This window comes from SAR324 cluster bacterium, assembly GCA_015232315.1.
Lineage (GTDB): Bacteria > SAR324 > SAR324 > SAR324 > NAC60-12 > JADFZZ01.
In genome coordinates this window covers 91533-106195 of sequence record JADFZZ010000002.1, presented here as the reverse complement: position 1 = coordinate 106195, position 14663 = coordinate 91533, and the positions used below count along the sequence as shown (strand labels likewise).

The 14663-nt window shown below is 47.0% G+C and carries 11 protein-coding genes; 5 read left to right on the top strand and 6 right to left on the bottom strand.

Annotation, left to right across the window (positions count from 1 at the left end; genetic code table 11):
• The first annotated feature begins 27 nt into the window (after positions 1-27).
• From HQM11_01975 to HQM11_01960, 4 genes are all read left to right on the top strand, one after another.
• Positions 28-699 carry a cyclase family protein gene (locus HQM11_01975; protein ID MBF0349764.1) on the top strand — a complete coding sequence of 224 codons (672 nt, stop codon included), beginning with the start codon at positions 28-30 and terminating at the stop codon, positions 697-699.
• A gap of 118 nt (positions 700-817) precedes the next feature.
• A complete protein-coding gene (locus HQM11_01970; GenBank protein MBF0349763.1) occupies positions 818-2065 on the top strand; it encodes a DUF445 family protein in 1248 nt (415 codons plus the stop codon).
• Positions 2066-2357: 292 nt separating this feature from the next.
• Positions 2358-4109, top strand: coding sequence for a PQQ-dependent sugar dehydrogenase (locus HQM11_01965; GenBank protein ID MBF0349762.1), 1752 nt, complete (start codon positions 2358-2360; stop codon positions 4107-4109).
• Positions 4106-4816 carry a TetR/AcrR family transcriptional regulator gene (locus HQM11_01960; GenBank protein ID MBF0349761.1) on the top strand — a complete coding sequence of 237 codons (711 nt, stop codon included), beginning with the start codon at positions 4106-4108 and terminating at the stop codon, positions 4814-4816. The genes HQM11_01965 and HQM11_01960 overlap by 4 nt, the downstream gene beginning before the upstream one ends.
• Here HQM11_01960 and HQM11_01955 read toward each other — a convergent pair.
• The 5 genes from HQM11_01955 to HQM11_01935 form a co-directional block, all read right to left on the bottom strand.
• The gene (locus HQM11_01955; protein ID MBF0349760.1) at positions 4811-5677 is read right to left on the bottom strand and encodes a lytic murein transglycosylase; all 867 of its coding nucleotides are present in this window, start codon (positions 5675-5677) and stop codon (positions 4811-4813) included. The two genes, HQM11_01960 and HQM11_01955, sit on opposite strands and share 6 nt — an antisense overlap.
• Before the next feature lie 175 nt (positions 5678-5852).
• Positions 5853-6476 (bottom strand): arylesterase, encoded by a 624-nt coding sequence (locus HQM11_01950; protein MBF0349759.1) that lies wholly within the window; start codon positions 6474-6476, stop codon positions 5853-5855.
• Positions 6476-8518: a UvrD-helicase domain-containing protein gene (locus HQM11_01945; GenBank protein MBF0349758.1), complete on the bottom strand. Its 2043-nt coding sequence runs from the start codon at positions 8516-8518 to the stop codon at positions 6476-6478. The genes HQM11_01950 and HQM11_01945 overlap by 1 nt, the downstream gene beginning before the upstream one ends.
• Before the next feature lie 236 nt (positions 8519-8754).
• Positions 8755-9972 carry an ammonium transporter gene (gene amt, locus HQM11_01940; protein ID MBF0349757.1) on the bottom strand — a complete coding sequence of 406 codons (1218 nt, stop codon included), beginning with the start codon at positions 9970-9972 and terminating at the stop codon, positions 8755-8757.
• Positions 9973-10658: 686 nt separating this feature from the next.
• Positions 10659-12374 (bottom strand): hypothetical protein, encoded by a 1716-nt coding sequence (locus tag HQM11_01935; protein MBF0349756.1) that lies wholly within the window; start codon positions 12372-12374, stop codon positions 10659-10661.
• 227 nt (positions 12375-12601) lie between these two features.
• On the opposite strand from HQM11_01935, the gene HQM11_01930 reads away from it, so the two are divergent.
• Positions 12602-14038 (top strand): ATP-binding protein, encoded by a 1437-nt coding sequence (locus HQM11_01930; GenBank protein MBF0349755.1) that lies wholly within the window; start codon positions 12602-12604, stop codon positions 14036-14038.
• A gap of 136 nt (positions 14039-14174) precedes the next feature.
• Here HQM11_01930 and HQM11_01925 read toward each other — a convergent pair whose 3' ends face one another.
• Entirely contained in the window at positions 14175-14372 is a 198-nt protein-coding gene (locus tag HQM11_01925) for a hypothetical protein (protein MBF0349754.1), read from the bottom strand.
• Between the last annotated feature and the right edge of the window lie 291 nt (positions 14373-14663).

The following is a 14663-nucleotide window of genomic DNA, read 5'->3' as shown; positions in this document are numbered from 1 at the left end:
CTTTTCAATCTCTATCGTGAGGTATGCATGCTCTGTTTAAGTTATCCCCTCGGTGCCCGGACGCCCGCTTATGGCAATGGGACAGGTGCCGTGATCACACCCGACAAACAAATGTGTAATGGGGACAGTTGCAATACCGCGACACTATCCTTTTCCAACCATCTTGGCACTCATGTGGATTGTCCCTCGCATTTCAGGCAGGATGGTGAAACGCTGACAGATTACGCTCATGATTTCTGGTTCTGTTCGCCTGTTCAGGTTTTACGGATTCCCCTGAAAGACGCTGAAGTCTGCACCCCGGAACATCTCGAATTCGCGCTGAACGTTGCTGAAATTGTGGAACCCAATGCCAAAGCGGTCCTGATCGTAACCGGATGGCATGCACGACGCCATGAAGAAAACTATTGGAAAAGTCCTCCCGGATTTCATCCGGAAATGTCGGACTGGCTGCGTAATCAGTTTCCAAAGATCAGATTTCTGGGCTTTGATGTGATTTCTCTTTCCAGTTTTGCTCATCGCGATATTGGACGGGCCGCACATCGAGCTTTTTTGAATCATTCATTTCCTGTAATGGTTCTGGAAGACATGAATCTGGAACCTGTGGGACAGGAGACCATTCTCAATAACATGCTGGTTTCTCCCTTGTTCATTGACAAGCTGGATGGTGCCCCCTGCACCATCTGGGCAAATCTTGGATAAAACCGGGTTAAGTACCCGACCAGAAATCTTTAACCATTTTTTTCTGGTTCCCTATTATTGTTAAAAAACTTTTGCTCGGGTACTTATCAATGATCCTGACTTGTTGCCGGACTGACTCATGATCACTTTATTTCAGCAGTTCACTGAACTTCTGCAAACCCAAGACTTCTGGCTGTATGCCAGCATGCCCTTCATTAGTGCTATTGTGGGCTGGGGAACCAACGTGGTTGCCATTAAAATGATGTTTTATCCTATCGATTTTTTCGGTTATCCGCCATATCTCGGCTGGCAGGGGATCATTCCGGCAAAATCAGAAAAAATGGCGGCGTTATCCGTGGACATCATGGTTCCACGCTTGATCAGTGTGAAGGAATTATTTGAAAACTTTGATCCTTCCCTGGCAGTACAGCATATGGCCCATAAACTGGAGACCATGCCGGAATATCTGATTGAAGATATCATGGAAAACAGCGCTCCCACGTTCTGGGAATCTGTGCCGCAAATGGTCAAGGATGAAGTATTCCGCAGGATTCAACGGGATCTGCCTGAGGTGTTCATGCAGGTTCTGACTGAAATGAAAAATAACATTGAAGATTTGTTTGATGTCAAGCAGATGGTCATCCGGACCCTGATGGATGACAAAGCGTTGGGCAATGAAATGTTTCTCCGTGTTGGATCCAGGGAATTCAAATTCATTGAACATTCCGGATTTCATTTTGGATTTCTGTTTGGTCTGCTCCAGATGGGTATCTGGTTTTTTATCAAAGCCTGGTGGATTCTACCTCTGGCAGGTGCCTTTGTGGGATATGCCACCAACTGGCTCGCCTTAAAAATGGTGTTCAAACCGATTGAACCCAAAAAAGTTGGACCTTTTACCTTTCAGGGCGTGTTTCTGAAACGACAACCTGAAGTGGCCGAGGAATATGGGAAGATGGTATCGAGCAAGGTGTTGACTCCGCAACGTATTCTGGATGCCATTCTTCATGGAACCCATTCCGCCAAAGTACTGCAGATTGTGCATCACAATGTCAAACACATGGTCGATAACTATGCTGGACTGGTCAAGCCTCTGTTCCAACTGGTTTTAACCACCAAAGGATATATTGATTTGAAAAACATGGCGTGTGATAAAGTGGTCCAGACGCTTCCTGATACGGTCAGAGCCTTCCATCCCTACATGGAGGAATCCATGAATGTCAGTCAGGTGCTGTGTGAACGCATGAAAAGTTTGACACCTCTTGAATTTGAACGGATTCTGCATCCGGTATTTGAGCAGGATGAATGGATTTTGATTGCGGTCGGTGCTGTTCTGGGGGCTTGCGCAGGGTTGTTTCAACTGTTTGCGCTGTTTGGCGAAGTGATTTAAAACACCTCAAGCCAGCGAAGGTCATCCGTTGGCTTGATGCTTGTAAAAAATATGGTCAAATCACATTCCGCGGCGGATCAGCATTTCTTCCGCATTCAATCGATGCGCGCAACGTGTTCGGATACAAAGACGTTCTACAGGGAAATTGTTCAGTCGTTTCATAATGCCTCTTGGAGTTAGGGTTTCGGGTTGATGCTGAAAGTAATCGCTCTCATTACACTTCTTATCGACACCCTTTCAAAAATCTTGAGTGGCTCTCATGAAATTTTTTAATTTTTTTTATATGAATCCTATGTTGAAACAAGGGCTACTCGTTTTAATCCTGCTGTTTATTTTTCCGTGTGCAGGCACGGGTAACGGCGTGGAAGACTGGGGCACCGTCAAGGATCATGCCATTGTCGCTGATACACAAGGCTGGGCCTTTCCTGTAGAAATCATGTTTGTGCCCAATCCGGGCCCGGACCCCAAAGATCCGCTGTATTATGTCACGGAACTGCGGGGAACCATCAAGGTCGTGACCAATGACCGTAGCATTTATGTCTATCAGGAACACGTCAATGCTTACCGCCCCCCCTCTGAACTGCCTCACATGAACGCTGAACTGGGCCTTGCCGGACTCTGCCTTGATCCCGGAACCGGTTATATCTTTGCCACCACTATTTATTTCAGAAACGGACTGATCTATAACAAAATTGTGCGCTTTGAACATGAAACCCGTGCGTTTGGTCTGAAACCCAAAAAATTCACAGAATTCACCCGAATTTTCGATCAGGATGAATCTGGAATCTCGCATCAGATCGGCAAGTGTGTGATCAGCACCGATGGCAAGCTTTATGTCGGTGTCGGTGATGGGCATGCGTCACACAAAGCGCAGGGACTGGATAATCCCAATGGGAAGATGCTGCGAATGAACCTGGATTTTTCAGCACCTCAGGATAATCCGTTTTACAATCCGTTGGACCCGCACTCTATCGCCAACTACATTTATGCTTATGGATTCCGCAATCCGTTTGGTCCGGCACTGGATGACAACAACACCCTTTACATCACCGACAACGGCCCCAACCGTGACCGGCTGATTGAGACCTTGCCCGGAAAAAATTATCTGTGGGATGGAACCAATGAAAGCATGAAAGGCGATGGCTTCTGGATCTGGTACGGCTCCGTCGGCCCGGCCGGCATGATGTATCTGGGAAAAAACACCCGGTTCCCTTACTGGCAGAATCGCCTGGTGGTGACACAAGGAGGAACCCCTTCTGAAATGGGTCCATCTCACGCCGGTAAGGTTATGCTGACCAGCTATCCGGTCAAACAGGGTTATGGCATGCAGGGAAAACCGGAACATCTGGTCTGGTTTCATGGGAATTACCGTCAATTACTGGTTCCCGCGGCAGAGGGGCCTGATGGGATCTATTTCGCAGGAATGTTCCCTGACCCTTCGGGTGAAACCACGATTTTCAAACTGGTCCGTCAGGAAGGAAAACCTTCTGATGAAAGCAAACTCGCCGGCTCTCAATTGTTTCAGGCGCGCAAATGCTACAAATGCCACAGTGTGAATGGTATTGGTGACAACAAAGGCCTTGCGCTGGATGGACTTGTTTCCATCATCCAGACAAGACTTGAGTCCACCTCATACCGCAAGCAACTCGAAGAGATGCAAAGCCTTCAACAGGAACCTTATTCCAAATACATGGCCTTACGCCAGCAGTTGCTGACTCAACCTGCTGAAGCTTCGGTCAAACTCTGGATTCAAACTTATTTGACCGATCCGCAATTTCAAACAACGAAACCGCCCCCGTCTCATCCCAATTTGCCTCCACATGAAATCAGTATGATCTCCGATTATCTGATGACACTGGTTTCCACACACAGCATTGTGAAGAGCACCCTGGAGGAATACTTGTTTAAATTCATCATGTGGTGGAACACGGATTATAATGCCCGGCCCACAGTTACTTTTCTGCTTGGAGTGTTTGGAACCCTTCTTTTGATGGGCATCGTTGCCAGCCTGCGTCGACGCAAAAACAAACGGAATTCCGCATGAATCCGCTCACCTATGACGCGTTTGCCTCACGTCCCGAGTTGCTCAAAAAGACACTGGCCCGGGAAGTGTATCTGAAAAACCGGGATAAAATCAAAATCCGGAATGAAGACATTGCTATCAAAAATCTGATCCACATTTTTGATGAAGTGCTGAAGTTAAGCATCCGTAAGGGATTTCATGCCATGACCATGCGCAATATCAGTGAAGCCACCGGCATGAGTCTGGGATCGCTGTATTCCTATTTTCAGAGCAAGGAAGAATTGCTGGAAATGATTCAGGAGCAGGGAAGGGCCATGGTCGAACAGATTTTTATGAACTCCGGGGAATCTCACGTCAACGCCTGGGAAAAACTACAATGGAACATTCGCATGCACCTCTATCTGACAGAGTTGCTTCAACCCTGGTTTTATGTGACTCACATGGAAAGCCAGCATTTCAGCAAGGCTCGACGGGAACGACTGATTGACGGGGAATTTTTTATTGAGAACATTTTTTTAACATGCCTGAAGGAAGGCATGACACAGGAAATTTTCAAAATCCAGAATCCCTCCATCACGGTCAGTTTTCTGATCGCCATGTTACAGGATTGGTATCTGAAACACTGGAAACACAAACGCCGTGGCATTGGTGTCGATGATTATTACGTGGAACTCATTGCCTGGATCCAGGCTGTTATTCTGCCTGATGGCAGGCCACCGGTTTCATAATGTTTTTTTCTTCAACTTCCCTGCGACCTGAATGACCGTATCCGCATAAATCCTGCTGTAATTATAGCCCAAAACAGCCTCATAATTTTCAGCACGAGTCAGCTCAGTCCCTTTCCAACCATGTTCGCTCAGATAATTCGCGACCGAATAAATAGCATCTGGAATCTGAAACAGATCGACATGACCATCATGGTTTCCATCATAACCCCAACTCAGATAGCTTGACGGAATAAACTGGGGCACTCCGAACGCTCCCGCGTAACTCCCTCTTAAATTGAGAATATCAATATTCTTGAGAGAACCCATCAAGAGAATGGATCTGAGTTCTTCCAATGCCCAGGTTGCCTTGGTTTTCAGACGTTTTTCAAAATACGCATCCTGCTCTGAAAGGGCTGGTGGAATCCCTATTTCCTGTTGTTCCAGTCGCAACTCCTCATAAGCCAGAACCATGGACGCATACACGGAGATGACAGGAAACTGGCCGGGAAATTGACCAAACGCGGTTTCAACCAGCAGAATGGCCACAATCACATGCGGATCCACCTGAAAGCGTTGACTGGCCTGTGTTAATTTCGAATGCCATTTTTTGTAAAATCGTCGGGCAACATGCAGGGAATATCCATTGGTGAAACTTTCATAGTCCCGTTGCGATTCCTGATTAAAAACATTACGGGACACCACGATGTCCAGTTTTTCCAGACGCTCGTCTGCAAGAGTTCTGTAAACAAATTCCGAGGGTATATCGGCTCCTTCAAGTTTGTTCGCGATCAATTCAATTTCTGTTCTTGAAAACCCGGCTTCTGCCCATAGCGGTATTGCTATGATCAGCACCATGCAGAGTATCATCCTTCTTACTGTCATTGCGCTTCTCCTGAAAATCATTGAAAACTATTCTGTCTTGTTTTTCATTATCAAATGAATTCCTCAGTGAACCCCTATTTTTCAAGTTTTCTTGTAAATATGCCCTTTTTTCCTTCGTGTTTTTCGTGGTTAAAAAAGTACCTGCACAAATCGAGTTTTTAAGTCAGACAAACTCCTAGGGTTGATCCAGCAGGGGGAGCAGGTATTTCATGACGGTTCCGGCAATGATTTCATGTCCCTGTGGTGTTGGATGGATGCCGTCAGGCAAGTTCATTTCAGGTTGTCCGCCCACACCTTCCAGTAAAAAGGGAATCAGGGGAATCTCATATTGTTTTCCCAGATCAAAAAATACCTGTTCGAACGCCAGGGTATAAGCCTCGCCGTAATTGAAGGGCATTTTCATTCCCGCAAGAAGGACCCTCACCTTGTTTTTCATGGCGTATTCAATGGTGCCGGCCAGATGTTTTCGCATTTGTTCCACATCGAGTCCTCGCAAACCATCATTGCCGCCAAGAGCCAGCAACAGGATATCCGGTTTATTTTTCATGTACCACCGCAAGCGGGATAACGCACTGGCACTCGTGGAACCGCTGATGCCGGCATTGACGATCAGCACATCTTTTCGACCCAGATCCTGCAAGGAAGTTTGCAAACGGGCCGGAAACGCTTCTTCCTTTCCCACGCCAAAGCCTTCCGTCAGGGAATCCCCAAGGATCAATACTTTGGTTTCAGCCATGAGTGAGCCGGTTGTCAGACTGCCCCACAGAGTCATCATGATCATCAGATGCAATGGTTTCATCATTTTCCTCCTGTTCCTGGTTGTGATTTTAAGGATTGAATGGCCGCAAAGAAATCGGAACGTGCCTGTATCCGTTTTTCTTCTTTCTGAGCCCCGCTTATTTTTGTGCCGATTGGAATCAGAAACAGTTCAGGGTCAATTTCTTTCAAAAATCGGGATGGTTCCTGGCGGATAACCTCTCCATAGCGTTTTCGTTCACGAGCCATGGAAAATGTAAGTTCCTTGCGAGCCCGGGTAATTCCCACATAACACAACCGGCGTTCTTCATGTTCGCCGCCTTCATCAATGGTTCGTTTGTTGGGAAACACGCCTTCAGCCATGCCGACCATGAAAACATTGGGAAACTCCAACCCTTTGGCACTGTGCAGAGTCATGAGTGTCACAGCGTCTTTTTCACTGTCATTGTTGTCGTCATCACGGGAAAAAAGCATGATCCGCTCCAGATAGTCCTTGAGTTTGCGGTCAGGATATTGGCTGGTGTATAAATCAATAGACCGTAACAATTCATGCAGACAGGCGATTTTTCGTTCTCTGGCCTTGGCATCGCCGGATTGTTTTTCCAGTTCCCGAACCAGGCCCAGTTGGTCGGTAATTCTGCGAAACACAACATTCAATGGCTGTTCCTCAAACTGACGGCGGAAATCGTCAATGATTCTGACAAAATTCTCCATGGAATGCGCTGCTTCTTTGGCTATGGACGCATGTCTGCTTGCGTTTCTCATGATCTCAAACAGGGGCCTCCCCGATTCCCGGCAACATTCGTTGGCATGAATCAGCGATGACTGCCCGATACCGCGTTTGGGGTAATTGATCACCCTGTGCAGACTGACCTCATCCCGTGGATTATAAATCAGCCGTAAATAGGCGAGTGCGTCCTTGACTTCCTTCCTGTCATAAAAACTGGTGGCTCCAACCACCAGGTATGGAATATTGTTTTCGCGCATTGCTTCCTCAATGACACGGGACTGGAAATTGGAGCGGTAAAGAATCGCGTAATCCATATATTTACGCTGGTGTTTGAGCCGCTGGATTTTGATGCGATCAATCACTTTCTGCATTTCATCCGATTCATCGGTGGCCTCAATCCATTCCAGTTTTGCTCCAGAGGCGCTCTGAGCCCAGAGTTTTTTCGACATGCGTTCGGTGTTGTTGGAAATCACCTGATTCGCGGCATCCAGAATGATCTGGGTTGAGCGGTAATTTTGTTCGAGTTTGATGATTTTTACTTCAGGAAAATCTTTTTTAAAATCCAGAATATTGCGGATATCCGCACCGCGCCAGCCATAGATGGACTGGTCATCATCGCCCACCACACAAAGATTCCGAGAATGTCGGCATAAATGAAGCAACAGGCGATATTGCATCCGGTTGGTGTCCTGATATTCATCCACCATGATATACTGGTAACGTTGCCGGATGGGTTCCATTTCGCCGGAATGTTCTTCAAACAAAGTGAGTGCAAGGTTCAGGATGTCATCAAAGTCAATGGCGTTGCATCCTTTGAGAATCCGCTGGTATTCCTGAAAAATCCGCCCCAGCATCAAGGCCCGGGGTGAGCCCTGCATTTCCAGAAAATGCTGAGGTGTTTTGCCGTGTGTTTTGGCTTGGCCAATTTCCCAATGCGCAATTTTGACATCATTCAGATCAGATCCTTCCAGATCATAGTCCTCGAGTATGCCTTTGATTACTTTCTGCTGATCGTGTTCGTCATAAATGATGAAGTTGGAGCGGAATCCGAGATGTTCAATGGATTTGCGTAAAATATCGACACACAGGGAATGAAAGGTGCTGATGTAAGGGGAACGGGTATCAGGACCAATCAGTGTCTTAACCCGTTCTTTCATCTCATTGGCCGCCTTGTTGGTGAAGGTCACTGCCAGAATTTTTGACGGTGGAATCTGTTTGTTTTGCACAAGATACGCAATGCGGTTGGTGATCACCCGGGTCTTTCCGCTTCCGGCACCTGCCAGCAACAGGATGGGGCCGTTGCTGGTCACCACAGCTTCGCGTTGTTGGGGATTTAATAAATTGAGATTTAGCATGTCTCCTGCTTTTGATGATCCGAGTGGATTTAAAAAATGAACGAAGGCGGACTCTAAGAGGAAACAAGGGAAAATTCAAGGTACAGGATTTTGAAGATGCTCAATCAATGTGGATTATTGGGAGTGCGATAGCGGAAGGGAATGAAATGAAAAGGATAAAGTTGGTTTCCTGCAAATGAAAACGGGAGAGGACCACGCCTCTCCCGCTGAGGAGGATTTAAGAAGAATGTGTGAAATCAGTTTTTACCAGCCACAAATTCAGGATATGCTTCCAATCCGAATTCAGCGATATCTGAACCTTCGTATTCTTCTTCTTCAGGAACCCGAATGCCGACTGTCATTTTGATCAATGACCAGATTGCCAGGCTGCATGAAAAAGTGAATATTCCGACAATCACAATCCCTTTGATTTGCGCGAACAGAGAGGCGTCAGGGTTGAAGATTCCAACCGCCAGAGTTCCCCAGATTCCATTGACGAGGTGAACAGACAATGCTCCGACTGGATCATCAATTTTCATTTTATCAAAGAAAGGAACTGCAAACACCACCAGAACCGCACCGATAGAAGCAATCAGAATGGAAATTCCCATGTTTGGATAGTCGGGGCCGGCAGTGATTGCAACCAATCCAGCCAAGGCACCGTTCAACACCATGGTAAGATCCACTTTTTTATACAGAATCTGGGTCAGAATCATTGCCACTACGGCTCCTGCACAAGCCGCGATATTTGTATTGGCAATCACATTGGCAATTGCATCCACATCTGCTTTTGATCCCATGGCCAATTGTGATCCGCCATTGAAACCAAACCATCCAAGCCACAGAATCAAGGCTCCGAGAGTTGCCATTCCCAAATTGGAACCTGGAATCGGATGGACACGTCCCTGTGCGTCATATTTTCCTTTGCGAGGTCCGAGCAGTAACACACCTGCCAGAGCCGCCCATCCACCAACAGAGTGAACGATGGTTGAACCTGCGAAATCCTTGAATCCATCCATCAATCCGCCCAAGGCGCTACCACCCCATGACCAATGCCCCTGAATGGGATAAATGATTGAAGTCAGAATCAGGGTAAAAATCATGAATGGCCAGAATTTGATCCGTTCAGCAACAGCTCCTGAAACAACCGATGCGGCGGTTGCCACAAACACGACCTGAAAGAAAAAGTCCGCAATCACACTATGTTTATCATTGGTGATGTCTGACATGAACAAACCCATCCCCAAAACGGCATTGCCTGAACCATACATCAGGTTGTAGCCGATGATATAATACGCAATACACGCAAGCGCGTACAAGGTCACATTTTTTGTCAAAATCGCTGTGACGTTTTTGGTTCTTACCAATCCGGCCTCAAGCATGGCAAAACCTGCGGCCATCCACATGACAAGACTTCCGCTGATCAACAACCAGATTGTATCCAGGACATATTTCATTTCTGCTGAAAATTCCATCTGACTCCTTAATTGAATAATAGGTTATTAAAAACCAATTCCCCGATCCCGTTACTTAATGAATAGCCTGAATCTTTGTGTTACCTCACCCGTTGCTCGAGGCAGATCAGGGAATCAGTTGTTAAGAGTTCTAAAATGAACTTGTATTCCTTTGAGCAGAAGGTGTGCCATTCTTTTTAACAAAATGTAAGACACTGGAATAATTTGATTTAAAAACATTTTTAGGCGAGTTGACGTTGGCGTGAGGTTGATAAAAAATAATCAACCATTCTCGATCATGCCTAAAATTAAGGCATTCTCAGCAGAAATATTTGCTTTGACGTGGAATCATGTCGGAAGACTCTGGCATGTACCAGAGTCTGAGGTGATTGATAAGGAATTTCGAATCATGAGGTGTGCTGAAAATGACTGTTTTTCTCATTCGGCATTCGATATTTCATGTTCAGGACTGGATATGCAAAATAGGGGACTAATCTCCGGGGAAAAAACTGTCTGAACCAAACAGGCTCTGGTCTGGCGGTTTTCGATATCATCGGTTAGGGGGATGTAACTCTATGCGTTAAATCCCATGCCCCCCTTTTTGTAAAGGGGGATTTTTTTAGAGAAGAATTTCTTAAATGGAAGGACACTTTACTCCTGAGTATTAAATCATTGCCCAGAACTTACGTCAGGTGTGATAAAGCGTATTATTCTATTTTGATAGCCGCCCTGACAACATCCGCCGGAACATAGGGGATGATGGAGCTTAAATCCAGAGATTTGAGATCACTGATGCTGGATTCATCCGAACTGGCAGATAAGGTATTATTGACATACTTGTAAAAAATGCTGTTTGTTTCGTCATAGGTACCCAAAAATCCTGTTCCATCCCTGTAATAAGCAGGATTGATCATGTATTTGATGGAATTGTACGCTGACTGAAAACTCTGTTTGCTGTTGTCATCTGACGCGTCCGCCTTGATAAATGATTCGAGATCAGCAAGGGTCAATTGGGTTCCCGCATTGAATTTCCGGACAGCCACAGGTGCCATGGTCATATAATAATAGGTGGTTTTCAAGATAGTTCCCAGAGTACCAAATACAGTGTTGAAATCATGATAATCGACCGTACCATCACGATTGTAATCCGTTGAATACAGGGCGGATATGCCGGTACTTCCACTCCAGAATGCCGCCGCCGCTGTGACTTCAGCCTGAGTGAAGGTGTTTCCATGCACAGCCAGAGCATCCACAGGCAATCCGCTTCCCAGCATCCAGTAATACATATAAAAACCTTCCTGTTTTTCTGCCGCGGCAGTCCCCTTGATATCCGCATCATCCACCTCATCCAGACGTTTTGCGATCTGAGTATTCACCTGACTTAACATCAGGTTGCCAAACACAGCGCTCACGGAATCGGTTGTGAATATATTGCTCACATCGGTGGTGGTTTCCACGGGCAACGCAAGATACAGCTTGGCTCCTTCGGTTGTGGCTTCAATAGCCTTGGCCTTAAACACATACATGCTTCGACCTTCTCCCCAAAATGAGTTTTCGTTATTCAGAGATGCTTCTATTGCCCATCCGGGATGCCAGGAAGTTCCATTGATGACGAACTCTGTACCGTCATAGGTCACCATCACGAAAACTTTATCAGGTTGCCCCAGATCCATTGCTGATTTCTGGGTTGAACTGAGGGATGCCCAGTTCGTTTCCGCATAGGTTCTCAACTGAGTCAGATCCTGCACCAGTTTGACTTCCATTGTTTTTGTGGCGGCTGTCGCGTCAAACGTCACATCAATGCTTCGAGTGATTGAAACTCCAGTGATTCCCGCACTGACCAGTTCTTCGCTTTCTTCCGTATTGGTCCATAAAATACGACCTTTGGCGCTTTCGCCAATAATCGTAAAACGGGCAATCATTCCCGGTTGAGTGGTCACATCATTAAAATACAAAGAGACTTTCCATTCATAGGTTTCTCCTGTCAATTGCTCCACCATGATCTGCGTAGGCGCGTCAGGATCACTTGAATCCTTTGGGACATCCACCAATTCACCGGGCGCCACATTTTGTAGAACATCGTGGGCCACAATGCCGGTCATGATCTCTTTGACAAAGTCTTTGATTTGTTCCGCCATGCTCACGTAATGCGTGATCCCAGAGTAAATTCCCGCAATGCCGCCATCTTCGCGCCGTTCTGCGAAGATAACCCGACTTGAAGATGAGGAGGCGGTCAGACTGTCCGGAAGATCAATGATTGAATTAGTCAAAACAATGCTTGTATTCTGCGTGAACGTTTCCTGAACCTGTTTCTGTTGTGTGCTGGTAGTGGTTGTTTTTTCCTCTTCTTCCGGTTGACATCCCGGCATGATGAAGGCCCATGCAACCACAAGAACTATTGATTTTAACATGACATTTTTCATAATGTTCTCCTTTCATATTCACCAGATCATTATTTACTTCAGGTGCAGCCACAGCCCTTCATTGGGTTCCACAGAATCCGGATTTTGTTAGAACATGACATGAAACATCTCTGCCCCGGTCACAGAGGATTCTTGACAAAGACAGGAAGCCGTTGTCAAGACGGTAACATGTCTCTTTTGGGACAGCGACGATAAATAACAGTGAAGATTATCACCTCTTTGAAGGAATGGGCGGCATAAAAGTTGCCAAATGTGAGCGATCTTTTTGCATTCTGGAAATTCCACGATATATTTCACTCAATGTGGAAGGCGCTCAGGCCGCCAGGGAAGATGTCAGGGCCGGTGTTTTTTCCATCATGGACGCGGTCGCCTCCGCCGCAAGGAACAGGCTGGAAGATGAATCACTGCTTGAAATCCGCAAATCCATTCAGGAACAATGGCAACCCCAGGAAGCCTTGAAAGAACTGCTCACTCAATGGAGCCGACGTTCCCCGAAACCAACAGTTCTGTTGCTGGATGAAATCGATTCACTGGTGGGCGATACCCTTATTTCTGTGTTGAGGCAATTGAGAGCAGGATACACCGACCGTCCGGAATCGTTTCCCCAAACAGTTGTTTTATGCGGAGTGCGAGACGTGCGGGATTACCGGATGCACACCGATGAGGGCAAAACAGTGATCACCGGCGGAAGTGCCTTCAATATCAAGGCAAAATCCCTGACACTGGGTAATTTTTCTCAGGAGGAAATTCATCGTTTATATATGGAACACTCTCATGAATCCGGACAGGTTTTCACGCCTGAGGCGATTCAGTCCGCATGGGATCTGACTGAAGGCCAGCCCTGGCTGGTCAACGCCCTGGCCTATGAAGTGACCTTTGAAATTGAAGAAAACCGTGATCGCACAATTGCCCTTACCCGGGAACATATTCTACAGGCCAAGGAAAACCTGATTCTGCGACGGGAAACCCATCTGGATCAACTGGCGGACAAACTGCTGGAACCCAGGGTCAGGAACATCATGAACCTGATATTGACCGGCGCTGATCCCCAATCCCTGCCTGAAGATGATATCCAGTACGTGACCGACCTGGGATTGATTGTGAGGAAACCACAATTGAGAATTGCTAATGCCATCTACAAGGAAATCATTCCAAGAACGCTGACGCAGACCACCCAGGAGACCATGGTTCAGCAAACCGCCTGGTATGTCTTGCCTGATGGTCGCCTGGACACCGGCAAACTGCTGGGCGCGTTCCAGGAATTTTTTCGGGAGCATTCCCAGTCGTGGCTGGAACGGTTTCAATACAAGGAAGCCGGTCCGCAATTGCTGATGCAGGCATTTCTCCAGCGTATTATCAATGGTGGCGGACGCCTTGAACGGGAATACGGACTCGGCTTGAAACGCACCGACCTGCTGGTGATCTGGCCATTCAGCGGAGGCACACAGAAGACCGTGATCGAACTGAAAGTCCCACATCGGCAAGCGCTGGAGAAAGTGCTGGCTGACGGACTCCGGCAAACCTGGAACTACATGGACATCTCCGGTACCGAAGACGGTCATCTGGTGCTGTTTGACAAAGACCCCGAAAAATCATGGGACGACAAAATCTGGCACAGAACAGAATTCTTTGAAGGCAAGACCATTCAGGTTTGGGGAATGTGACATGCTTATGTTATTAACGGAAAAGATCACGGGAATCGCTATCGTGACGCGGGATAAAAAAATGTCACTCAAACATCTGGAATTGTGAGCGGCAGACTCCGGCCTTCACCGGAGTCTGGAGTGGGAAGTGGGGATCTTATTTCTTGCGGGCCGTCGGGGTTTCATCTGTTGCAGGGGTGTCGTCGCCACTGCACGGCAGGCCCGTGTCAATGCCGGGGATGCAGGGGGGCAGTTCGTTGTCAGTGTTTCCTTTCTTTTTGCTGAATAAATCTCCACAACCTGAGGTTATCAACAGGACCAACAAAACATTCAGATACAAAACCAATTTTTTCATAATTCCTCCAAATTTCAGGTTCGTTCATTGCGTTGCCGTAGGGGCGACCCGCCGGTCGCCCAAATATTGCCAATGTCATGGTAGGGGCGACCGGCCGGTCGCCCTGTTATTCCACCCAAAACAAATTTCAGGATTGTTAAATACGTTGCGGTAGGGGCGACCGGCCGGTCGCCCTGTTATTCATCCTCCCCAAAAAACAAATCAGGGTTGTTAATGCATTTCCCAAAGGGCGACCGGCGGGTCGCCCCTACCGCAATGCCCACATGTCAGGGTGGGGGTCGGCGGATCGCC

What these genes read in the sequence shown, in the direction of transcription:
- HQM11_01975 (MBF0349764.1), top strand. Translation starts at nt 28, where the DNA reads ATGCTCTGTTTAAGTTATCCCCTCGGTGCCCGGACGCCCGCTTATGGC.
- HQM11_01970 (MBF0349763.1), top strand. Translation starts at nt 818, where the DNA reads ATGATCACTTTATTTCAGCAGTTCACTGAACTTCTGCAAACCCAAGAC.
- HQM11_01965 (MBF0349762.1), top strand. Translation starts at nt 2,358, where the DNA reads ATGTTGAAACAAGGGCTACTCGTTTTAATCCTGCTGTTTATTTTTCCG.
- HQM11_01960 (MBF0349761.1), top strand. Translation starts at nt 4,106, where the DNA reads ATGAATCCGCTCACCTATGACGCGTTTGCCTCACGTCCCGAGTTGCTC.
- HQM11_01955 (MBF0349760.1), bottom strand. Translation starts at nt 5,677, where the DNA reads ATGACAGTAAGAAGGATGATACTCTGCATGGTGCTGATCATAGCAATA.
- HQM11_01950 (MBF0349759.1), bottom strand. Translation starts at nt 6,476, where the DNA reads ATGAAACCATTGCATCTGATGATCATGATGACTCTGTGGGGCAGTCTG.
- HQM11_01945 (MBF0349758.1), bottom strand. Translation starts at nt 8,518, where the DNA reads ATGCTAAATCTCAATTTATTAAATCCCCAACAACGCGAAGCTGTGGTG.
- amt (MBF0349757.1), bottom strand. Translation starts at nt 9,972, where the DNA reads ATGGAATTTTCAGCAGAAATGAAATATGTCCTGGATACAATCTGGTTG.
- HQM11_01935 (MBF0349756.1), bottom strand. Translation starts at nt 12,374, where the DNA reads ATGAAAAATGTCATGTTAAAATCAATAGTTCTTGTGGTTGCATGGGCC.
- HQM11_01930 (MBF0349755.1), top strand. Translation starts at nt 12,602, where the DNA reads ATGGGCGGCATAAAAGTTGCCAAATGTGAGCGATCTTTTTGCATTCTG.
- HQM11_01925 (MBF0349754.1), bottom strand. Translation starts at nt 14,372, where the DNA reads ATGAAAAAATTGGTTTTGTATCTGAATGTTTTGTTGGTCCTGTTGATA.